This is a genomic window from Bacillus sp. F2HM, assembly GCF_019266135.1.
Classification (GTDB): Bacteria; Bacillota; Bacilli; order Bacillales; family Bacillaceae; genus Bacillus; species Bacillus safensis.
The window spans coordinates 1-20,733 of the sequence record NZ_LRMO01000013.1; the positions used below are offsets into that span (position 1 = coordinate 1).

At 42.4% G+C, this 20,733-nt stretch carries 19 protein-coding genes; 10 read left to right on the plus strand and 9 right to left on the minus strand.

From position 1 onward, the window contains the following. Nucleotides 1-122: 122 nt before the first annotated feature. Nucleotides 123-1,361, minus strand: a complete 1,239-nt coding sequence (locus AWT60_RS09765) for an MFS transporter (RefSeq protein WP_218677190.1) — start codon at nucleotides 1,359-1,361, stop codon at nucleotides 123-125. Nucleotides 1,362-1,508: 147 nt separating this feature from the next. Continuing rightward, entirely contained in the window at nucleotides 1,509-3,548 is a 2,040-nt protein-coding gene (gene pbp4 / locus AWT60_RS09770; RefSeq protein ID WP_125587237.1) for a penicillin-binding protein PBP4(5), read from the minus strand. A gap of 255 nt (nucleotides 3,549-3,803) precedes the next feature. On the opposite strand from pbp4, the gene AWT60_RS09775 reads away from it, so the two are divergent. Continuing rightward, nucleotides 3,804-5,219: an SLC13 family permease gene (locus AWT60_RS09775; RefSeq protein WP_041108618.1), complete on the plus strand. Its 1,416-nt coding sequence runs from the start codon at nucleotides 3,804-3,806 to the stop codon at nucleotides 5,217-5,219. 5 nt (nucleotides 5,220-5,224) lie between these two features. Here AWT60_RS09775 and AWT60_RS09780 read toward each other — a convergent pair whose 3' ends face one another. After that, a complete protein-coding gene (locus tag AWT60_RS09780) occupies nucleotides 5,225-5,581 on the minus strand; it encodes a hypothetical protein (RefSeq protein ID WP_034667493.1) in 357 nt (118 codons plus the stop codon). Nucleotides 5,582-5,664: 83 nt separating this feature from the next. Here AWT60_RS09780 and AWT60_RS09785 point away from each other — a divergent pair, with 83 nt between their 5' ends. Then, nucleotides 5,665-5,892: a hypothetical protein gene (locus AWT60_RS09785; protein WP_125587239.1), complete on the plus strand. Its 228-nt coding sequence runs from the start codon at nucleotides 5,665-5,667 to the stop codon at nucleotides 5,890-5,892. On the opposite strand, the gene AWT60_RS09790 is transcribed toward AWT60_RS09785, so the two are convergent. Continuing rightward, a complete protein-coding gene (locus tag AWT60_RS09790; RefSeq protein WP_125587240.1) occupies nucleotides 5,873-6,352 on the minus strand; it encodes an Hsp20/alpha crystallin family protein in 480 nt (159 codons plus the stop codon). The genes AWT60_RS09785 and AWT60_RS09790 overlap by 20 nt on opposite strands. A 65-nt stretch (nucleotides 6,353-6,417) precedes the next feature. On the opposite strand from AWT60_RS09790, the gene AWT60_RS09795 reads away from it, so the two are divergent. Continuing rightward, nucleotides 6,418-6,675, plus strand: coding sequence for a hypothetical protein (locus AWT60_RS09795; RefSeq protein ID WP_003213975.1), 258 nt, complete (start codon nucleotides 6,418-6,420; stop codon nucleotides 6,673-6,675). Between the two features lie 6 nt (nucleotides 6,676-6,681). After that, entirely contained in the window at nucleotides 6,682-6,915 is a 234-nt protein-coding gene (locus AWT60_RS09800; RefSeq protein WP_034282744.1) for a hypothetical protein, read from the plus strand. Nucleotides 6,916-6,952: 37 nt separating this feature from the next. On the opposite strand, the gene bcaP is transcribed toward AWT60_RS09800, so the two are convergent. Together bcaP and AWT60_RS09810 are read right to left on the minus strand one after the other, a co-directional pair. Continuing rightward, complete coding sequence (gene bcaP, locus AWT60_RS09805) at nucleotides 6,953-8,344, minus strand: branched-chain amino acid transporter BcaP (RefSeq protein WP_125587241.1); 1,392 nt, start codon at nucleotides 8,342-8,344, stop codon at nucleotides 6,953-6,955. A gap of 180 nt (nucleotides 8,345-8,524) precedes the next feature. Continuing rightward, nucleotides 8,525-9,598 carry a tetratricopeptide repeat-containing glycosyltransferase family 2 protein gene (locus AWT60_RS09810; protein WP_125587242.1) on the minus strand — a complete coding sequence of 358 codons (1,074 nt, stop codon included), beginning with the start codon at nucleotides 9,596-9,598 and terminating at the stop codon, nucleotides 8,525-8,527. A 132-nt stretch (nucleotides 9,599-9,730) separates the two neighbouring features. On the opposite strand from AWT60_RS09810, the gene AWT60_RS09815 reads away from it, so the two are divergent. The 3 genes from AWT60_RS09815 to AWT60_RS09825 all read left to right on the plus strand — a co-directional run bounded on the left by AWT60_RS09815 (nucleotide 9,731) and on the right by AWT60_RS09825 (nucleotide 13,674). After that, nucleotides 9,731-11,614, plus strand: coding sequence for an ABC-F family ATP-binding cassette domain-containing protein (locus AWT60_RS09815; RefSeq protein WP_163115631.1), 1,884 nt, complete (start codon nucleotides 9,731-9,733; stop codon nucleotides 11,612-11,614). Nucleotides 11,615-11,801: 187 nt separating this feature from the next. After that, nucleotides 11,802-12,227, plus strand: coding sequence for a MerR family transcriptional regulator (locus AWT60_RS09820; protein WP_024424586.1), 426 nt, complete (start codon nucleotides 11,802-11,804; stop codon nucleotides 12,225-12,227). 256 nt (nucleotides 12,228-12,483) lie between these two features. After that, nucleotides 12,484-13,674, plus strand: coding sequence for an MFS transporter (locus tag AWT60_RS09825; protein ID WP_218677191.1), 1,191 nt, complete (start codon nucleotides 12,484-12,486; stop codon nucleotides 13,672-13,674). 46 nt (nucleotides 13,675-13,720) lie between these two features. Here AWT60_RS09825 and AWT60_RS09830 read toward each other — a convergent pair whose 3' ends face one another. Further along, nucleotides 13,721-15,274 (minus strand): ABC-F family ATP-binding cassette domain-containing protein, encoded by a 1,554-nt coding sequence (locus tag AWT60_RS09830; RefSeq protein WP_218677192.1) that lies wholly within the window; start codon nucleotides 15,272-15,274, stop codon nucleotides 13,721-13,723. A 152-nt stretch (nucleotides 15,275-15,426) separates the two neighbouring features. Between AWT60_RS09830 and AWT60_RS09835 the strand changes: the two genes are divergently transcribed. Next, entirely contained in the window at nucleotides 15,427-16,569 is a 1,143-nt protein-coding gene (locus AWT60_RS09835; RefSeq protein WP_075622527.1) for a DEAD/DEAH box helicase, read from the plus strand. A gap of 237 nt (nucleotides 16,570-16,806) precedes the next feature. On the opposite strand, the gene AWT60_RS09840 is transcribed toward AWT60_RS09835, so the two are convergent. Together AWT60_RS09840 and AWT60_RS09845 are read right to left on the minus strand one after the other, a co-directional pair. Next, on the minus strand, nucleotides 16,807-17,811 hold the full coding sequence (locus tag AWT60_RS09840; protein WP_041108604.1) for an NADP-dependent oxidoreductase: 1,005 nt from the start codon (nucleotides 17,809-17,811) through the stop codon (nucleotides 16,807-16,809). 121 nt (nucleotides 17,812-17,932) lie between these two features. Continuing rightward, nucleotides 17,933-18,310: a YfmB family protein gene (locus AWT60_RS09845; protein ID WP_041108602.1), complete on the minus strand. Its 378-nt coding sequence runs from the start codon at nucleotides 18,308-18,310 to the stop codon at nucleotides 17,933-17,935. Nucleotides 18,311-18,531: 221 nt separating this feature from the next. Between AWT60_RS09845 and AWT60_RS09850 the strand changes: the two genes are divergently transcribed. Next, entirely contained in the window at nucleotides 18,532-18,879 is a 348-nt protein-coding gene (locus AWT60_RS09850) for a YflT domain-containing protein (RefSeq protein WP_034282732.1), read from the plus strand. A gap of 958 nt (nucleotides 18,880-19,837) precedes the next feature. Beyond that, a complete protein-coding gene (locus AWT60_RS09855) occupies nucleotides 19,838-20,494 on the plus strand; it encodes a class I SAM-dependent methyltransferase (protein WP_024424594.1) in 657 nt (218 codons plus the stop codon). Nucleotides 20,495-20,733 lie beyond the last annotated feature (239 nt).

Genomic DNA, 20,733 nt, shown 5'->3' on the forward strand with positions numbered 1-20,733 from the left:
CCTTTCTAGACTGCAAAGGTTTTCTATCACGCTGAAAAGAAGACAAAGTGCTAAAATACACATCATTTTAGCACTTTGTCAACAATCGGAAAAAACCGCTCATTTATTGAGCGGTTTCCTTTTTATGATTCATTCCATTTAGAGACGGTTTGGTCGCTAGGAAGTAGGAAGGCTAGGATGCCTAATATCGGTAAAAAGGCAACACCGATCATGGTAGGCGTTAAGCCGAAGGCATCAATGAATGAGCCGAGGGCAACCGATCCGATTGCACCCATACCAAACGCAAGCCCAACAGTTAAACCAGACATTGTGCCAATTTTCCCGGGAAATAGTTCTTGGGCATAAACCACGGTGACAGAGAAGCTTGATGTTAAAATGAGCCCAATCAGTCCGAGTAAAACATAAGCAAAAACCGGTCCGGCAAATGGCAGCAGCAGGGCAAGCGGGAAGGATGCCAATAAGGAAACTAAAATCACGTTTTTCTTGCCAAAGCGGTCTGCAAGCGGCCCGCCTAAAAATGTCCCAATTGCACCTAGAATAAGAAATAAGAAGATATAAGTCTGTGATTCTTTAATCGTCAAACCGTATTGTTCAATCGCATAAAATGCATAGAAATTCGAAATGGCATTTCCATACCAAGAGCGGGCGAAGATGAGAAAGACGATAATGCCAAGTGCAATGAGTGCTGATTTACGATGAATATCAGATCTAGCAGGTTTTGCAGGTGTTTTTTTCGCTTGGGCCCGAATGGTTTGAAGCCTTCCTGCGTACCATCTTGAAATATAAAGAAGGAAACCAACCGCCATCATTCCAACAATCGTAAACCAAGCCACGCCTGTCTGACCGAGCGGGACGAGCATTAATGCAGCGATAAGCGGAGCAAAGGCTTGACCTGTATTACCGCCTACTTGATAAATGGACTGGGCAAGACCTCGTCTTGGACCAGCTGCCATGTTGGCAACACGGGAGCCCTCTGGATGGAAGATCGCAGAGCCGAGGCCGATAAAGACAACGCAAAGCAGAATGGTGGCAAAGGACTGAGCAAACGCAAGTCCGAATATACCGACAGCACTTGAAAATAAAGCAATCGGAAGTGCATAAGGCATCGGCCGTTTATCTGTGTACCACCCTATAGCTGGCTGCATCACGGAGGAGACCATATTTAATGTAAAAGCAATCAGCCCTAATTGTGTAAAGGTCAGCCCCATTGAGCGTTCCAAAATAGGGAACATCGCAGGAATAACGGCTTGTAATGTGTCGTTCAGCATATGACAAATACCAATAATCAATAATATGGGATAAACCGTTGAGCCGGTAACAGAATGTTGAGGTTTATCCTTTGTACGAGCAGCAATGGCCAATGAGACTTCCTCCCTTCATTTATCTGTTTTCTGATTTTTGCATTCTTCTCATTTTATTCATAAGGTGAACTATAAAACAATAGCAAATTGTCATGATTTAGAAAAAAAGAGACACAAGCATTTGATTGAGCTTGTGTCTCTAAAGAGTTATTTGTAAAAAGAAGCAATGACAGGTTTCATTTTTTGAACGACGAGTCCACTGCCGCCGCGGTTTTTCACCCCTTCGATCATGCCGACGAGGACGTAATCTTCTTTTTTAGGATTAAACGCAAGTAAAAATCCATTTTCAGTGCCGTCTGTTGCACCTTGTTTGCTCTTTAATTCTGCCGTTCCCGTTTTAGCGGCAATATCCGCTCCTTCGATTTGTAAGGAGTGGGCTGTTCCGTTTGGACTGGTCACGACCTTAGTCAATGCATCTTTCACTGTGTTTGCCGAGCCTTCTTTGATGATTTGTTTTGGTGATGCTGTTTTTTCATCTTGAATCACTCGAGGGTAGACAAGCTTGCCTCCTGTAGCAAATGGAGAATAGGCATGTACTTGTTCAATTGGTGACATGAGTAATTCACCTTGGCCATACGCCGAGTCAGCCAGTAAGATATCCGATTGAATACCATCGTTCGATACTTGTGCAGGCTTCATTGTAAATGGCATGTGTAAGTCTTCGCCAAATCCAAATGCTTTCACTTTTTTCTCGTAGGTGTCTTTGCCGATTTCGAGTGCTTCCTGTCCAAAATAAATATTGTCTGAGTACACAAGGGCATCGACCATACTTACTTTTTCTTTATCGTGAACACGTGTGATGCGATAATTTCCCCAAGATTGATCCTTTTGCCATTTCAGTCCGTGAATGGTGCGCACTTTGTCAGGCTTTGTGACACCTGTTTCCAGCCCAATGGCGGCTGTAATGGTTTTGAATGTGGACCCTGGTGCAAACCGGCTCGCATATCGAGCTTGGAATGGAAGGTCTGGATTTTCACTGTATGCCTGATATTGCTTAGGTGTGATCCCGTTTGTCATGAGATTGACATCGTAGGAAGGGGCGCTGACAAGTGCTAATAGATCACCTGTTGATGGATTCATGATGGTGACGGCCCCTTTTTCACCTTTCAGCTGATCATAGGCTTTTTTCTGTAAAGAAGCATCAATCGTCAGCTTCACTGTTTTTCCATCTTTTCGAGCTGATTTTTGCAATGTTTCTTCAATGCCTGTTTCATCATGGACGATGAGAATGCTTCCGCCATCTTGTCCGCGTAAGTTTTTGTCAAATGTGAATTCAAGGCCGGTTTTGCCGATAATTTGATCCGCCTTTAATGCTGGATTTCTTTTGATATCATCCGCATTTGCTTTTCCTACATATCCGGTGAGATGAGCGGCGGCTTTGTTATATGGATAGTAGCGCATTTCCTTCGTTTGATAGGTAACGCCATTTACGTCCTTTGGAATTGGCTTTTGTTTTAACATCGATTTGAGCGGGACAAACGTGTCGTCTGTGACCCATGCTTGTTTCAGCTGATTGTTGATTAGTTCTTCCTCTATATCAAAAGCTTTGCTGATCTTTTTGATATTGTGTTCTTTTTCTTCTCCTGTTCCGAGCTTTCCTGGGATGATGCCAAGGGCGTTTCCACCAGTTGTTTCTGCCAGGGTACGTCCTTTTCGGTCGACAATGTTTCCGCGGACAGCAGGGTCAGATTTGACCTTGATGGTATCTCCTTTTTCCATTTGCGGGAAGATGAGATTTGGTTTCCAGTCCACTTTCCACTTGTCATCTTCTTCGGTGAGAATGCCCTTGTAAGACAGCTTATGCAGCTTGCCTAGAGACGTTTTCATCGTTACATCATAGGAGAATTGATACCCATCTCCTTTGTCCTGTTTTTCAACGTTGAGCTTTGAAATGTTCAGATCATAAGCACCAATGCCGTTGAAAATATTGTCGTATTTTTCGGCTAGTTGTTTTTTTGAAAAGTCATTGGCTTTCAAAGATGCACTTGTCACCTCATCTGCCAGCTTCGTAAAGTCTTTCTTCTCCATATGTTTCGTAAAGCTTTGAGCGGCTTTTAAAGCCTCTTTTTCTTTTGAGAAAAGAGTATCTTTTAAGAAAAAGAAAGCAGCAGCAACGACGATGATGCTAAGAAGAGGGATAATGACCTTTTTCTGTTTCCAAAATGATTTTTTTTGATCCGTATACAATGAAAACACCTCAATTTTTGATTAGATCCTCTATATTTTACAGTGATTGGTCGTGATTTGTATAGTTTCTCCTATGAAAATAGACCAAGAGATCGTGTCATGGTTGGGTAACGGGAGTAAAATAACTGCTATTCATCATGAAAGATATCTTCATTTTTTCTTATGATTTAAAGGATTTCTTAAAAGATCATCGAATGTTAGAAAAAATATGACAAGCGCTTTCAATAGGGGGGAATTGTTATCGTTTATAAAAAGGTGAATTTGATTGGACTTGTTCTTGGACCGACACTCTTTTTGCTCGTTTTTTTTCTCATACCTGAAGATGAATTGACCTATGCTGCGAGGATAGTCTTGGGCATTACGGCTTGGACAGCTACATGGTGGGTGACTGAAGCACTGCCCATTCCTGCTACTTCTTTATTGCCCATCATCCTGCTGCCGACACTTGGCGGGCTTTCTATGGAACAGGCATCAAGGGCTTATGGAGATCCGATCGTCTTTATGTACATGGGAGGGTTTATGATCGCAATTGCCATTGAAAAATGGAAATTACATAGAAGAATGGCCTTACACATTTTAAGGGTGATTGGCACAAGAAGTGACCGCATTGTCTTAGGTGTCATGATCGCGACTGCTTTTTTATCTATGTGGATTTCGAATGCAGCGACAGCACTAATGATGCTGCCAGTGGCACTTGCAGTGATTAAAGAGGTCAAGACAAATGAAATCTTATCTGGTCCATCTCTTGATCGATTCAGTAAAAGCATCTTATTGTCGGTAGCCTATTCAGCGTCAATTGGAGGTTTGGCGACACTTGTCGGGTCTGTGCCAAATGCGGTGTTTGCTGCGATGTCAAAAAAACTGCTAGATCGAGAGATTATGTTTTTCGAATGGTTTTTGTTTGGTTTTCCAGTTGCGATAATTCTGCTTATTCTCTTATTTTTGTATTTGACGAGGATACAGTTCAAGGTAGAACACAAAGGTGAAATGAGTGCAGCGTTCATTCAAAAGGGATTAGAGGATTTAGGAAAAATGAAAAGAGAGGAAAAATGGGTATTTGTTGTTTTTCTCATGACGGCGTTCTTATGGATTTTTAAGCTCTTTTTGTTTGGAGGGATGACCGTATCTGATACGTCTATCGCCATTTTCGGTGCCATGCTGTTATTTCTCATTCCAGCAACAAATGGAGAGAGAATATTAGAATGGCAGGATATGAAAGAACTGCCGTGGGGGCTTTTGCTTTTGTTTGGAGGAGGGCTTTCGCTCGCTACGGGCTTTGCAGAAACCAATCTAACAGGATGGATCGGAGAAAATTTACAGCATTTAAACGGGCTTTCGTATATCATGCTGTTGATTATTTTAACGGGAGCGATTCTGTTTATGACTGAAATTATGTCTAATACGGCTGTTGCCAATATGATTATTCCGATAACGGTAGGGCTTGGGCTTGCGATTGGAATCGAGCCGTATGGGTTAATGGCCGCGGCTGCTTTGGCTTCCTCCTGTGCGTTTATGCTGCCGATTTCCACACCCCCAAACGCTGCTGTCTTTAGTGCGGACGTGCTGAAAATATCTGATATGGTCAGGGCGGGTTTTTGGTTAAATATCATCAGTATTGTGGTGATTGTTCTTGCGGTCTATTTCTGGCTGCCGGTAGTGCTGAAAAGCTGAGCGCATTAAGAAGATGAAGGCTTTGATCGAATCGAGACAACCGGTGTTTTTGTTTCTTTTGGCTTCGGTGTTTGTGTGGATTTTTTGATGCATGTGTCCTTTGGCGTGTAATAGGTTGCCCCAATATTGAGCCTGCCTTGAAGCTGGTCAATAGAAAGCTCCCCAAATTCTAAATGGTAATCAATTTTGTCCACGCGCAGGGATTCAATATGGATGTGTGTATCCTCTGAGACAGGAGCAGCTGGTGCAGACATTTTTTGCTCAAGAGCGGCGAGTCTTTTTTCTAGCTCAATGACAGATGGGGATGGATTGGATTCAGTTTTTTTAAAGAGTGATTGAATGAAATGTTTCAAGTAGACCACAACCTTTTCTTCCGCCTTACTCTAGTCTATGGAAAAGCTGCCCCGTATATACTTATAGAGATGACAAGAAAGGGGAGACGCACATGCTGCCTACTCAGATTCACATTGCTCATATGAAAACGAATTCGATTGGCACAGGATCATCTATGACGTTTGGCTCGACGTTTGTTCGCAATCATTGCAGTTCGATCAAACGAAACAATGGCTTTGGGGAACAGAATGCTGATGGCGTGATCACGATCCTGCCAATTGAAACAATTGATGATCGTGATCAAATAGACGCAGTGAGTATCAATATTCGTCATCTATGATGATAGCCGTCGCTTTTCCTTCATCCTTTTGCAGGCGGATGTAAAGTACACCGTCTTTAAAGGCAGCATTCATTTGACCGAGAATCATCTCTGGAAGGCGGATTTTCTTTTCAAACGGACCATACTTCCCTTGCTTTTGGCGAAAGTCCTGCTCGTTAAAAAAGGAAAAACGCTGTCCTTTCACAACCAAATATTCACCATATGATAACACCTGAACATCTTCCTTTCGGTAGCCAGGCAAGTAAACTAAGTATTGAATTTCTGCATGGGTTTCCACCATGTCGATTGGAGGAAATGACGCATCTGATCCCCGCTGATCCTGCTGTGTGAATGTAAATGGAGATGGACCGTTTGCCATAAAGGGGGATCTTTGCTCATCATCGAAGATCATTTTCCAAAAATCATCTCCATGCATTTGCTGGGCAATATCCATCCACTGCTTCATTTTTTCGAAGTCCATGTGAAGACCTCCCGTTAACATACTTGATGGGTGCTTGCATATACCTATAAAAAGGAGGTTTATCTGTGGTTCAACCAACTCCGTATATCAATATTAATATTTTCATGTTAAAAATTAATTCCTTTGAAAATGCGTCGGCGGTGAATGTCGGACAAAATTTGTTAGCAGAGTGGCAAAACTCAGATAAAAAAAATCAGGGTTACGGACAGAATTTTGGAGATGCCAGCGGTTTTGTCGGTACAAAAAGCCATGTAGATGATCGAGATCAAGTGGACTCACCTGCCTCTTTTTCACCAGCAGCTAAACCCATTCAAAGGAAGTGACGTGTGATGTTATTCTCACCCTCAGTCGTCAATGTCGGTGCTTTTAAAATCAATGCAATGGATCGGGGTGCATCACTGACGCTAGGACCTTATCAGCAGATTGATTATTTTCTCTCAATGAAAATGAACCAAGGTTTTGGTGAGGACAATGGAGATTGTTCACCGCTTGTCATTCCGATTTCAAGCGTGTTAGATCCAGATATGGTGGACTCAAATTCAGTCAAAAACAGCGTGATTTAAACAAAAAAAAGAGACCGGGAACCCCCGAGTCTCTTTTCTAATGTGTTTCGTTGAGATGGCTTTTTCGTCTTGCATAGGTGAAATAGACAACAACACCGATGACGATCCAGATGAGGAAGGCTCTCCATGTTTCCCATTTCAGTGTGAAAGCCAAGATCATACAAATGACCGCACTAATGATAGGAAGGACAGGGACAAAGGGTACTTTAAACGCTGTCTTCATATTCGGATGTTTTTTTCGGAGTACGATCACAGCGATAGAGATCACCGTAAAGGCCGCAAGTGTACCGATGCTGACTAAATTAGCAAGTGTTGATAAGTTGACGAATCCAACGATACATGACGCAACAGCGCCTGTCAGCCAAGTGTTGGCAACCGGTGTCTTCGATTTCGGATGAACGTTTGAAAAGATTTTCGGCATGAGTCCATCTCGGCTCATGGCAAAGGTTAAACGAACCTGAGCGTAGACAAGTGCAATTAACACTGTCGTAATCCCGATAATAGCACCTGCGGATATAATGCCAGCGACACTATTCAGGCCAACCACTTGAAGAGCAAAAGCGACAGGATCACTGACATTCAGCTTCGTATAGTGAACCATGCCTGTTAAGACGAATGAAACCCCGATATATAAAATCGTACAAACACCGAGCGCACCGATGATTCCAATTGGCATCGCCTTTTGCGGGTTTTTGACTTCTTCAGATGCATTAGCGATTGCATCAAATCCAAGGTAAGCAAAAAAGACAGTTGCCGCTCCAGCAATCACGCCATGGAAGCCCATTGGCATAAACGGTGTCCAGTTTTCAGGTTTGACGTAAGCAAAGCCTGCAATGATAAAGAGCAGGACGATGGCAATTTTGATCAGCACAATAATGTTATTCAGCTTTGTGCTTTCTTTGACGCCTCTTGAGACGATAAAGGTGATGAGCAAAATAATGAGTGCGCCTGGAAGGTTAAAGACGGCCCCGTCAGCGGCTCCAGGTGCAGCTGATAAAGCCTTCGGTATGTGCAGGCCAAATCCGCTGAGCAGTGATTGAAAATAGGACGACCATCCACTTGCTACAGCAGAGAGCGCAATAACATATTCAAGCATGAGATCCCAGCCCATTAAGAAGGCGAGAAATTCCCCAAGTGTTGCGTAGGAATACGTATAAACGCTTCCTGACACAGGAATGGATGAGGAGAATTCAGCGTAGCAAAAAGCAGCAAGGGCGCATGCGATCGCAGCCAAAATAAAAGATATAATAATCGCAGGTCCTGCATCATTTGCCGCAGCAACCCCCGTAATGACAAAGATTCCAGTCCCGACCACACAGCCAATGCCAAGCAAGATTAAATCAAACGTATTCAACGAACGGCTGAGCCGCTTTGTTTGACTTTCAAGCATGAGCTGGTCGAGAGATTTTTTTCGAAATAAAGAACTCATGTTGACCTCCTAATGGATAAATCTTTTCGTAAGACGAATGTTAGTATATGCGGAAATGACAATTTAGTCAATTGGTTGAAAAACGCTTTAAATCACTAAAGTGTTAAACGTCACAACCGAATAAGTGTATAAAAAGAGACATCCGCCGGGAGATGGAAGGCGGATGTGGTAACAGACGACCTATGTCTGTTCAGCAAATATTTTTTCATTGTACAGGACACTTGGATGAGTTGGATGATGGGCGGAGGAGGCATGGTGATGTATTTTGGCTTGCTCCAGGTCGCCGAGCTGATAATAACAGTAGCAAAGCTGAAGGTGAGGATACCACGTTTTATATTGTGTAAGTGTGAAGGCTGTTTCGTTTTCAGGAGCCTTCAGCGCCTGCTCATACCAAAAGATGGCCGCCTGATGTTTATTTTGTATTTTTAGATGATCCCCGATCCGGCAGCAAAATTCTGGCCGGGGCTGATCATATAAGAAGGATCGTAATAATGAGGATAAGGCCGCTTCCTCAAAGCCTGCCGCATAATAGCAGTCCGCTAAATATTGGCATGTGCGAATTTCATCCTCAATCCAGCACTGTTTTGTGTTTAAAAATTCATGATAAAAACGAATCGCCCTGACATGTTGCCCGTTGTCTCTTAATTCATTGGCAAAATAAAAGAGATCACGGGGCGTCATGTCCTCTCCTTTTGCCAGCATGTCTTCATAAATTCGCAAGTTGCGCCCAGGCTCACCAAGAGTTGTTTTCTTGCGTTTTTGATGTGTGACGGCGATATCTGCTGGAAGGATGTTTCCATACACTTGAAGAAACTCATGAACGGCCCCATACCACTGAAAGTTTAAGGAGCGCTTCACAAGGCGATTTCTTCTATATTTGAAATTGACTTGACCGCTTTCATCGAATCCCACATGATAAAACATCGAAACGGCATCCACCGAGGGATCAAGTGTCTGCTTGAGATGAAGCAGTTTTTGGCGGTCTTCTTCAAGCAGAACATCGTCAGCATCGAGCCATAAAATATACTCTTTCGCTGCATGTGAGAAAGCAAAATTACGTGCTTTTGCAAAATGCTGCACCCATTCAAAATCCAGCACCTTGGCTGAAAAAGAATGGGCGATCTCCTTCGTTTGATCTGTTGATCCCGTATCAACGATGATCATCTCATCGACAATGTCTTGAACAGAAGAAAGACAGTCCGCCAGCACTTCCTCTTCATTTTTCACAATCATACATAAACTAATGGTTATCATCTTTAGATCACCTCTTCATAGTGTATCGGGCATCAAAAGGAAACATTCTTTTCCGCAGCGGGTTTTTTAAAACTAGTTTTCTGCCACTGGCTGATTTAAAATAAAGGAAGAATCTATGTAAGGGCTGATAAAATGAGTTTATTGAATGTAGAAGGATTATATAAAACCTATGGCGAGAAAACGCTGTTTGATCATATTTCTTTTCATATAGAACCAAAGGAACGCATCGGATTGATTGGACCAAATGGAACAGGGAAGTCAACGCTTTTAAAGGTCATCGCGGGACTTGAATCGTTTGAGGAAGGTGACATCACGAAAGCAGGGACACTTGATATTGAATTTCTTGAGCAAGATCCTGAAATGAGCGGAACTGAAACGATTCTTGATTACATTTTTTCTGGAACGGCACCAATGATTCAAACGATGAAGGCGTATGAACAGGCACTCGCCGATTTAGAGCATGATCCGCAAAATGAGGCAAAACAAGAGGCGCTGATGCGCATGCAAAACCGAATGGATCAGGAAGACGCTTGGGATGCGAACCTTTCAGCCAAAACGATTTTGACAAAACTTGGTGTGAAAGATGTGAGCCGCTCTGTACATGCATTATCAGGCGGACAGAAGAAACGTGTCGCCATTGCTAAAAATTTAATTCAGCCTGCAGGTTTGCTGATTTTAGATGAGCCAACCAACCACCTTGATAATGCCACTATTGAATGGCTTGAAGGATATTTAAGCCAATATAGCGGTGCTGTCATTCTCGTGACGCACGATCGTTATTTCTTAAACAGGGTGGCCAATCGGATTTATGAGTTAAATCAAGGACAGCTTTATACGTATAAAGGAAATTATGAAGTCTTTTTAGAAAAAAGAGCGGAGCGGGAAGCAGAAGCTCAGGTGAAAGAAACGAAGCGTCAAAACTTGCTTAGACGAGAGCTTGCATGGCTGAGACGAGGAGCAAAAGCAAGAACGACAAAGCAGAAAGCACGAATCGGCAGAGTCGAAGAGCTGAAGGATCAAAAAGGACCTGATGCGAAGGGAGAGCTTGATTTTGCCATCGGCTCGCACCGCTTGGGAAAACAAGTGATCGAGGCAGAAGACTTATCGATTTCATTTGCTGGTCAGACCCTTGTGGAGCGGTTTACAGATTTAGTCGTGCCGGGTGATCGTATCGGATTCATCGGACCGAATGGAGTCGGCAAAACCACTCTGCTGAACTGTTTAGCGGGTAAAATCGAACCGACCTCAGGACAATTGACCATTGGACAAACCGTTCGTATTGGCTATTACACGCAGGATCACAAGGAAATGAATGATGAGCTGACCATCATTGAGTATATCAAGGAAACAGCTGAGATCGTCAAGACATCTGATGGCGCCATTGTCACAGCAGAGCAGATGCTGGAGCGGTTCCTTTTCCCAAGATCGATGCAGCGGACGTTTATCCGTAAGCTGTCAGGGGGAGAACGCCGCAGATTGTATTTATTGAAGGTCTTAATGGAAGAGCCGAATGTTCTCTTTTTAGATGAGCCGACGAACGACCTTGATACAGAGACCCTCAGTATTTTAGAGGATTATTTAGAGCAGTTCCCTGGCGTCGTCATCACCGTGTCCCATGATCGATATTTCTTAGACCGAGTGGTTCACCGTCTGCTTGTTTTTGAAGGAAATGGGCGCATTTCACACTTCCAAGGTGCTTACAGTGATTATATGGAACAGGAAAAAGAGCAGAAGCGGACAGAGGCAAAGCCTGCTGAAAAACAAGTAGAAGCTGCGCCGAAAAAGAGAAAAAAACTTTCTTATAAAGACCAGCTTGAATGGGACGGGATTGAAGACCGGATACAGGCATTAGAGGAAAAACATCAGCAGCTTGAAGCAAGTATTGCAGAAGCAGGCAGTGATTTTGGGAAAATTCAAGAGCTGATGGACGAACAAAAAGCCGTTGCGGAAGAACTAGAACAAGCAATGGACCGCTGGACAGAACTGTCGCTTATGATTGAGGAATTAAATGAATAAAGAAGTGGAAATAAAAAACCTGTAGAGCAATCTACAGGTTTTTTTTCATAGGAGCATTTGGCATACGCATCATGCTGGTGGATGGATTCCTCATTACGACACTCGATTTGGTTAAAACTTTAACGTTTACGTTAAGGTTATAAAGGTGTATAATAAAACATGAATTGATGAGCAGGAGGCACTGGTGATGGAATGGATGAAAATTGATCAAGTGGCGAAAAGAAGCGGACTGACAAAACGGACGATTCGTTTCTATGAAGAGATTGGTTTATTATCAGCACCAAAGCGGACAGAGGGCGGAGTCAGACTTTACTCAGAGGACGACATGGAAGAGCTAGAGAAAGTGATGCAGGCAAAAGAAGTACTCGGCTTTTCTTTACAGGAGCTTCAATCGTTTATGGAAATTGGAAAGCAGCTAGAGCTGAATAAAGAAGGCTACTTGCTGTCGCTTGATCCGAAGGAACGATTAGAGAAGCTGTTAGATATTGAGGCGCAGCTGACTGTGCAGCATCAATTGATTTCAAAAAAGCTTGAAACCATTCAATCTTTTAAAAAGGATCTTGAAGCGATGAAAGAAAGAGCGGCTCATGCAATTGAGCAATTACAAAAATAAACACCTCTGCGTGTTTATTTCAGCGTGTAGACAAACCCTCGCATTCTTTGTCAGTCCTGCGCGCTGGTGCTCACGAATGTCAAATTCGCTCCGCGCCAGTGCTCGTTCTTCCTAGACTGCAAAGGTTTTCTATCACGCTGAAAAGAAGACAAAGGGCTAAAATAAACATCATTTTAGCCCTTTGTCAACAATCTGATTAAACACCTCTGCGTGTTTATTTTATTTTGTCAACATTTGAAGGAAAGGTTCTGATGGAATGAAGGAAGAAGAAGTGTTGAAACAGCGTACAAGTCTGCTTAGGCAGCCAAAAGCCGTTTGGGCTGTTGCCTTTGCATGTGTGATTTCGTTTATGGGAATAGGACTCGTGGACCCGATTCTGCCAGCCATTGCATCGCAATTACATGCATCTCCAAGTCAGGTGTCTCTTTTATTTACAAGCTACTTACTTGTGACCGGCTTTGTGATGTTTTTCACCGGCTTTATTTCTAGCCGGATTGGTGCGAAATGGACATTATTAGTGGGACTCATTTTTATTATTGTTTTTTCTGCTTTAGGAGGTACTTCTTCAACGATTAATGAATTGATTGGCTTTAGAGGCGGATGGGGCATTGGGAATGCTTTATTTATTTCAACTGCACTCTCTGTCATTGTCGGTGTATCTGTTGGAGGAAGTGCGAAGGCCATTATTTTATACGAGGCAGCATTAGGTCTTGGGATATCGGTTGGACCGCTGCTTGGCGGTGAGCTTGGAACAATTTCTTGGCGCGGGCCTTTCTTTGGCGTTGCCGTGTTAATGCTCATTGCTCTTTTAGCGATTACCTTTATGCTTCCACCTATGCAAAAGCCGCAGAAAAAAGTGAAATTATTCGAGGCTGTCGGAGCGTTAAAATATAAAGGACTTTTAACGATGGCATCTGCCGCTTTCTTATACAATTTCGGTTTCTTTGTGCTTTTAGCGTATTCACCATTTGTGCTCCATCTTGATGAGCATGGACTTGGTTATGTCTTTTTTGGTTGGGGGCTATTTTTGGCTGTGACCTCCGTCTTCTCAGCGCCGGTTATTCATCGCAAACTTGGGACATTGACCTCGCTGGTGGTTCTGTTTGCTTCGTTTGCTGTAATTTTATTCGGCATTGGGATATGGACGTCTCATGTTGTGGTCGTGATCTGCGGAATTGTCGTTGCTGGGGGAATTCTCGGTATGATCAATACAGTGCTCACAACAGCTGTGATGGGGTCAGCACCGGTTGAACGTTCAATTGCTTCATCCTCTTACAGTGCTGTTCGGTTTATTGGGGGCGCGATTGCTCCTTGGATTGCCGGAGTTCTCGCTGAATCGTATACAGCAAGTACACCTTATTATGTCGGGGCTGCTGTTGTTCTTCTAGGCATGATTATTCTGCTCCTTGGACGTAAGCACTTGGTGAATATCCAAGCAGGTCATTAATTAAAAAAAGCCTTATATCTGCAAAAGATATAAGGCATTTTTGTCGTTATAATACTTTTGTCGTCCAAGATTCGCAATTCCAAGTTTCGGTTGCCACATCTTGATAAAATTCAGGTTCGTGAGAAATCAATAAGACGCTGCCTTTATATTCTTTTAAGGCGCGTTTTAGTTCTTCTTTTGCATCGACATCTAAATGGTTTGTCGGCTCATCGAGAACAAGTAAGTTGGTTTCTTCGTTGATCAGCTTGCAAAGACGGACCTTTGCTTTTTCTCCTCCGCTTAATACAGACACACGGCTTTCAATATGTTTTGTCGTTAATCCGCATTTTGCAAGAGCGGCTCTGACTTCATATTGCGTGTAAGAAGGGAAGGTGCTCCATACTTCTTCAATACAAGTATTGCTGTTTTGCTCTTTTACTTCTTGCTCAAAGTAGCCAATATGCAAGAATTCTCCACGTTCCACCTCACCAGAAATAGGTGTGATTTCCCCAAGAAGACTTCGGAGCAGCGTCGTTTTTCCGATACCGTTAGCACCGTACAACGCAATTTTTTGCCCGCGTTCCATTTTCAAATTCAATGGGCGAGAGAGCGGTTCATCATAACCGATGACCAAATCTTTCGTTTCAAATATCAGTTTCCCAGACGTACGTGCCGGTTTAAAATGGAATTCTGGTTTTGGCTTCTCTGCTGCGAGTTCAATCATATCCATCTTATCCAGTTTCTTTTGGCGGGACATCGCCATATTTCTCGTGCTGACCCGTGCTTTGTTTCTTGCGACAAAATCCTTTAGTTCAGCCACTTCCTGCTGCTGTCTTTTATAGGCTGCTTCGAGCTGCTGCTTTTTGACTTCGTACACTTGTTTAAATTGGTCGTAATCACCAACATAGCGCGTGAGCTCTTGATTTTCAACATGATAAATCAAGTTAATAACACTGTTTAAAAACGGAATATCATGTGAAATGAGGATAAACGCATTTTCATATTCCTGTAAATAACGCTTCAGCCACTCAATATGCTGCTCATCCAAATAGTTGGTCGGCTCATCGAGAAGGAGAATTTCTGGCTTCTCTAACAGCAATTTCGCTAGCAGGACCTTCGTACGCTGACCGCCGCTGAGCTCCGTCACATCACGGTCCAGTCCAAGATCCGTTAACCCAAGACCTCTTGCAATCTCCTCGACCTTGGAATCAATGATATAGAAATCATTGTTTGTCAAAGCATCCTGAATGACGCCAACTTCCTCTAACATCTTTTCCAGTTCATCAGGTTCGGCTTCACCCATCTTGCCATAAATGTCATTCATCGCGGCTTCCATTGAAAATAAATAATGGAATGCATCCTGAAGGACTTCACGGATCGTTCTTCCCTTTTCTAGTACGGTATGCTGATCAAGGTAGCCGACACGGACATTTTTCGCCCATTCGACTTTTCCTGCATCTGGCTCCAGCTTGCCAGTAATAATATTCATAAACGTTGACTTTCCTTCACCGTTGGCGCCGATTAAGCCGACATGCTCGCCTTTTAATAAACGGAAGGACACCTCGTGGAAAATGGCTCTGTCGCCAAAGCCATGACTTAAATCTTTAACAGATAATATCATTTTTTACACCTCAAATAGATTCAAAACGGCTAGTGCCTCTCATGATTATATCGAACTGTCCGGCTCGATAAAAGCATCAAAAGAAAAATTGCGTTTCAAAGCTGATTTTGAGATACTAAAGGATAGATTGAATGAGGATAAAGGAGATCGACATGACGGAAAATTGGGCATTTTTGAAAGAAGCAAAGCCATTTATTCAGGAAAACTTTCAAGCGGCTGGCTTCGAAAAACCAACAGCTATACAAGAAAAAACAGCAGAGTGGATTACGGAGAAGCGTGATGTGATCGCAGAATCGCCAACTGGAACGGGGAAGACACTTGCGTATGTTCTGCCGCTTTTAAATAAAATTGATGTCAATATCAAGCATCCGCAAGTCTTAATCTTGGCACCTTCAAGAGAGCTTGTGATGCAAATCTTTGATGTCGTGCAAGAGTTCAAACAAGGATCAGACATCAAAGCAGTCTCCTTGATTGGTGGAGCGAACATCAAGAAGCAGCAAGAAAAACTAAAGAAACATCCGAACATCGTTGTGGCGACACCGGGCCGAGTACAAGAATTAATCAAAATCAAGAAACTGAAAATGCATGAAGTCAAAACGATTGTATTAGACGAAGCAGATCAGCTTCTTGTGCCAGAGCATATGAAAACGATCCAAGCGATCATTAAGTCCACATTAAAAGAAAGACAAATCCTTTGTTTTTCTGCAACGTTGAAAGAAGAAACCGTTCAGCTGATCAAAGAAATGACATCTGAACCAGAAGTATTGAAAATTGCTAGAAGCGAGGAAGAAGCGCAGAAAGTGGGTCACTATTATCTGTTATGTGATCAGCGTGACAAAGTGAAACTGCTGCAAAAGCTATCACGGCTTGAGGACATGCAGGCGCTCGTTTTTGTGCGCGACATTACGAACTTAAGCATTTATGCAGAGAAATTAGCGTACCATCATGTCGACCTTGGTGTCCTTCATAGTGAAGCAAAAAAAGCTGAACGTGCTGTGATCTTGAAATCATTTGAACAGCGTGAATTCCCGCTCCTTCTTGCAACAGATATTGCAGCAAGAGGAATCGATATTGATGATCTGCCATATGTGATTCATGCAGATATGCCAAATGAAGAGGGCTACATCCACCGTTCAGGCAGAACCGGACGAGCAGGAAAAGAAGGCGCAGTCATCAGTCTTGTCACACCTCAAGAGCAATCAATGCTGAAAAAAATGGCGAAAAAGCTGAATCTTTCGCTTGAAGAAATTGTGTATAAGCAAGGCCAGCTGCACCTTGCGCCCAAGCAGGCATAAGAAAAGGATCCTTCCACATGGAGGGTACTTTCAGCGCGCAGACAAACCCTCGCATTCGGTGTCAGGTCTCAGCGCCGGTACTCACGAATGTCAAATTCGCTCCGTTCCGGTGCTCGCTCTTCCTAGACTTGAAAGGTTTTCTATCACGCTGAAAAGAAGACAAAGGGCTAAAATAAAATCATTTTAGCCCTTTGTCAACAATCTGAAGACCCCGCCAAATGGCAGGGTCCTTTTTTGTTATGAAATTTTGACAAGCTGTTTTCCGACATTTTCTCCTTTGAATAGTCCAAGGAATGCATCAGGAATGTTGTCAAAGCCTTCAATGATTGTTTCTTTATATGTGAGTTTGTCTTCTTTTACCCATTGTGCGAGATCCTTCGCTGCCTCTCCAAAACGATCTGAGTAGTTGGCAACGATGAAGCCTTGCATCAATGCGCTTGTTTTGATGAGTTTTGTTTGCACACGCGGTCCGATGTCTTCACTTGCGCTAATGTTATAAGAAGAAATGGCGCCGCACACTGGAATGCGCGCAAAACGGTTTAAATGATTCATCACCGCATCTGAAATCTCGCCGCCTACATTGTCAAAGTACACATCAACGCCGTTAGGACAGGCTTTTGCAATGGCATCATCTAAATCATTTGTTGTTTTATAATTAATCGTTTCATCAAAGCCCAATTCTTTTAAATAAGCGAGTTTATCATCAGATCCGGCAATTCCCACGACGTGTGCGCCTTTGATCTTAGCGATTTGTCCCACAACAGAACCAACAGCTCCTGCTGCTCCAGAGATGACAACCGTCTCGCCTTCTTTTGGCTGGCCAATCGCAAGCAGGCCGAAGTAAGCGGTTTGCCCTGGCATGCCCAAAATGCCTAAATAATAGGACAATGGCGCAATGGACGGATCAATTTTAGTCAGAGATTCAGCTTTGGCAGTGGAGTATTCTTGCCATCCAAGGAATCCAAGGACAAAATCACCCTTTTCAAATTGAGGCGATTTCGACTCAACGACTTCTCCGACAACACCGCCCTGAATCACTTCATTTAGCTTGAACGGAGGTGTATAGGATTTTGTATCCTGCATTCGCCCTCTCATATAAGGATCTACAGAAACATATTTCGTTTGAATCAAGACCTCTCCATCTTGCGGCACAGGTATATCGACTGTTTCAAAATGAAAAACATCTTTTGTAGGTAATCCTTTTGGACGTTTAGCTAATTGAATTTGCTTTTGTTGACTCATGTCAAATCCTCCCTTTCACTTACAGCCTAGATTTACATTAACATGATGCTTCTTTTCGTTCAAAACATACGGTCTTTTCAAAACACACACAAAAAAGCAGCCGCCATCTCATCGAAGGGGACTACTTTTTCTGAAAAGATACAGAGAGGAGCGGCGGGAGACAGCCAAACAGCTGATACACATCCGCATCACGTTCTTTTAACAAATATTCGTTTGCATTTTGCATGGAGGCTTTCATCATATCGCGCGTCACAAAAGGAAAAAGGATATTTAAATATGAGGACAACATGTCTTGTGGATCTTGTTCAATTGACTCGATATCTCCAATGTTAATAATGATGGAAAAGAGATAATCAATGGAGATGCGAAAGTGCTGTTCGGCAAACAACGTAAGCGGCTTTGTATTTGCTTCTTCAGGATTCCACTTTTGAAAAAGCTGTTTCACCAAATCACTGACAACCCAAGCATTAAACTGCTGCTCCGCTGAAAAGTAATACATCAGCTCTCCCTCATTTCTAGCCTCCAGTATAAGAATTGTACAACAAATCAACAGGATTGAACATAATAATTCAGAAAATTTAGTCATTTTTACAGGATTTTTGTCAAAAATAAGTCGATAGACATGGTACGTGCTTCAAGCAAATTGGATGTGCTCGTGGAAGGTTTAATGTCAAAAGTGACGGGTAAAAGATTCGTAAGACGTTAAAGGAGGAATATAAAATGAAACCTGTTGTAAGAGAGTATTCAAATGATGAAACACTTCAAAAAGATGTAGAGCAATTAAAGGCACTCGGTGTTGCAAGAGAGGACATTTATGTTCTGTCCCATGACGATGATCGAACAGAGCGTATTGCAAATAATGCAGATGCCAATACGATTGGCTCAAGAGAAGTCGGACTCAAACATGCGGTTGGGAACATCTTTAGTAAAAAGGGCGATGAGCTCCGCAATAAAATTCATGAAATTGGTTTCTCAAAAGAAGAAGCTGAGACATTTGAAGAACATTTAGACGAAGGGAAAGTCCTTCTCTTTGTCACAGATCATGAAAAAGTGAAAAACTGGGCATAAACGCCAATCGAAAAAGCCTCTTACTTTTGTAAGGGGCTTTTTTTCATGCTTCCATGTCTGAAAGAGAGATATATATCTTTTTTACGATAATAAGTAAATACAGAAGTATGGAATAAATAGTAAACTCTCTAATTGAAAATGCCGTTATACCAAAGAAAAACAGGATAAATCAAAAAAAATAGTCGAAATATCACAAAAATCCATTCGGGAAATAATCATTGTATCTTTCTATTTTGATTTAAAATTAAATAAAAAACTTGTGTGATTTAGTAGATAAATTTCTTAGTTCTATAGGTTTAAGTTGTATTTTTGTGTAGAAATAAGTGTTTTAAGGTCAAAAAACCACGAAAATTACCTGTATTTTCAATTAGAAAATTCATTTTAATGTTTAGGAAATAATTTGTTGACAAAATAAACTAAAAACAATATATTTGGCTTAATCCAGTCGTTATGGAATTAGTTGTTAAATTTCTGGCGGGTTTATTCGAAGCATAATCTAGTGAAAGGGGGTGGCAAGAACCAAAGCGTAAGCGCTTCTTAGATACAAAAATGTCTACTAGAACAGAACAAATCGTCGTTTACTTGAAGAAAAAATGATCGCCATTCTAAACAGTAGATTCATCTTTCTACTAAAAGCACAGTGTAAGAGATTGTCAAAAGACGTTAAGTCCTTATAAAAAAGAGAAAGCGGTTTCAATAAAAAATGTGAGTTGATCGAACGGTGAAGGAGGTGAACTCATATGAAAAAAAGAGAGAACAAGCTGAGGCGATGCGGCCTTCGAACGGCTGCATATGAGGATGAATGCTGAAAAAGAAGAGTGAACATGTGGGGTGCTTCTCTCCTTTTTCAGAAAAACAGATTTTCCTAAAAAATCCATCTTTCATTTTAACATAAGGTTTTTGGCTTGAAAACCACCTTTGCCCGAAAAGAAGATTGTGAATTGAAGGAGGTTTCATGATGAAAAAGGCTTTGTACCATGAAGACAGCGGACTTTATTTAGAAAAGATGCGCATGGCATTCCAAGAGCATTATGAGCAAAGAACAGATATGTGGTCTACTGATCCATCCTTAACAGACGCAGCAGTGATGTCATTAAAGGCATGGCGTTCAAGGGAAAAGAATGCACTTGCTTCTGTGCTGGATATCGGGTGCGGCAACGGCCGTGCACTAGAACATTTAAGCGGGCTTTCCGCATATGTCGGTATCGACCTGTATGAGCATGAGGAGTGGGAAGGGTTACAGAAAAGAGAAACAGTTCCTGTCCATTTTGTTCATCAAGATTTTATGTCATGGTCCATGGATCAGGGACGCGGGATGCAGTTTGATTTAATTTTAGATCATGGCTGCTTTCATCATCAACATCCTGATGATCATGAACGTTATTTAAAACAGGTCTCTTCTTTACTTCATGAAGGCGGTGTCTTTTCACTTGTTGTCTGGGGAGAACAGTGGAAAACAGGATTAATCGGGGAAGATGGCCGTTTCCATTTTTCATTTTCAGATTCTCAGCTTGGCGAAAAAATTTGTACATCAGGTCTTGAGCTTGTATCCATATCACCGTTACAAGCGAAGGCCGGAATAAGCCAGCATCATGTCATTGCCGTCAAAATCTAGTACAAAGGTGAGTGATTCAAAGCTAGCAGAGGTGTTCATGGGAAGAAAGAGCGGCTGCCAATCAAGGGCGTTTGCTGCTCTGACAGAAAATAAAGCATATGAACCAAGATTTCTGCTCCTTTGTACTGGAAAAGGACAAGGTCTAAAACGATGAGAGACACTGCACATCCATTTCCTTCTGCGGGAACACACAGGCTGAGGGAGTGCGTACACATATTCATCACTCCATCACTGCGCTA

Excerpts from the sequence above, each read along its gene's own strand:
- AWT60_RS09785 (WP_125587239.1), top strand. The coding sequence starts at position 5,665 with ATGCTGCCTACTCAGATTCACATTGCTCATATGAAAACGAATTCGATT.
- AWT60_RS09790 (WP_125587240.1), bottom strand. The coding sequence starts at position 6,352 with ATGGACTTCGAAAAAATGAAGCAGTGGATGGATATTGCCCAGCAAATG.
- AWT60_RS09800 (WP_034282744.1), top strand. The coding sequence starts at position 6,682 with ATGTTATTCTCACCCTCAGTCGTCAATGTCGGTGCTTTTAAAATCAAT.
- bcaP (WP_125587241.1), bottom strand. The coding sequence starts at position 8,344 with ATGAGTTCTTTATTTCGAAAAAAATCTCTCGACCAGCTCATGCTTGAA.
- AWT60_RS09810 (WP_125587242.1), bottom strand. The coding sequence starts at position 9,598 with ATGATAACCATTAGTTTATGTATGATTGTGAAAAATGAAGAGGAAGTG.
- AWT60_RS09815 (WP_163115631.1), top strand. The coding sequence starts at position 9,731 with ATGAGTTTATTGAATGTAGAAGGATTATATAAAACCTATGGCGAGAAA.
- AWT60_RS09820 (WP_024424586.1), top strand. The coding sequence starts at position 11,802 with ATGGAATGGATGAAAATTGATCAAGTGGCGAAAAGAAGCGGACTGACA.
- AWT60_RS09825 (WP_218677191.1), top strand. The coding sequence starts at position 12,484 with ATGAAGGAAGAAGAAGTGTTGAAACAGCGTACAAGTCTGCTTAGGCAG.
- AWT60_RS09830 (WP_218677192.1), bottom strand. The coding sequence starts at position 15,274 with ATGATATTATCTGTTAAAGATTTAAGTCATGGCTTTGGCGACAGAGCC.
- AWT60_RS09835 (WP_075622527.1), top strand. The coding sequence starts at position 15,427 with ATGACGGAAAATTGGGCATTTTTGAAAGAAGCAAAGCCATTTATTCAG.
- AWT60_RS09840 (WP_041108604.1), bottom strand. The coding sequence starts at position 17,811 with ATGAGTCAACAAAAGCAAATTCAATTAGCTAAACGTCCAAAAGGATTA.
- AWT60_RS09845 (WP_041108602.1), bottom strand. The coding sequence starts at position 18,310 with ATGTATTACTTTTCAGCGGAGCAGCAGTTTAATGCTTGGGTTGTCAGT.
- AWT60_RS09850 (WP_034282732.1), top strand. The coding sequence starts at position 18,532 with ATGAAACCTGTTGTAAGAGAGTATTCAAATGATGAAACACTTCAAAAA.
- AWT60_RS09855 (WP_024424594.1), top strand. The coding sequence starts at position 19,838 with ATGAAAAAGGCTTTGTACCATGAAGACAGCGGACTTTATTTAGAAAAG.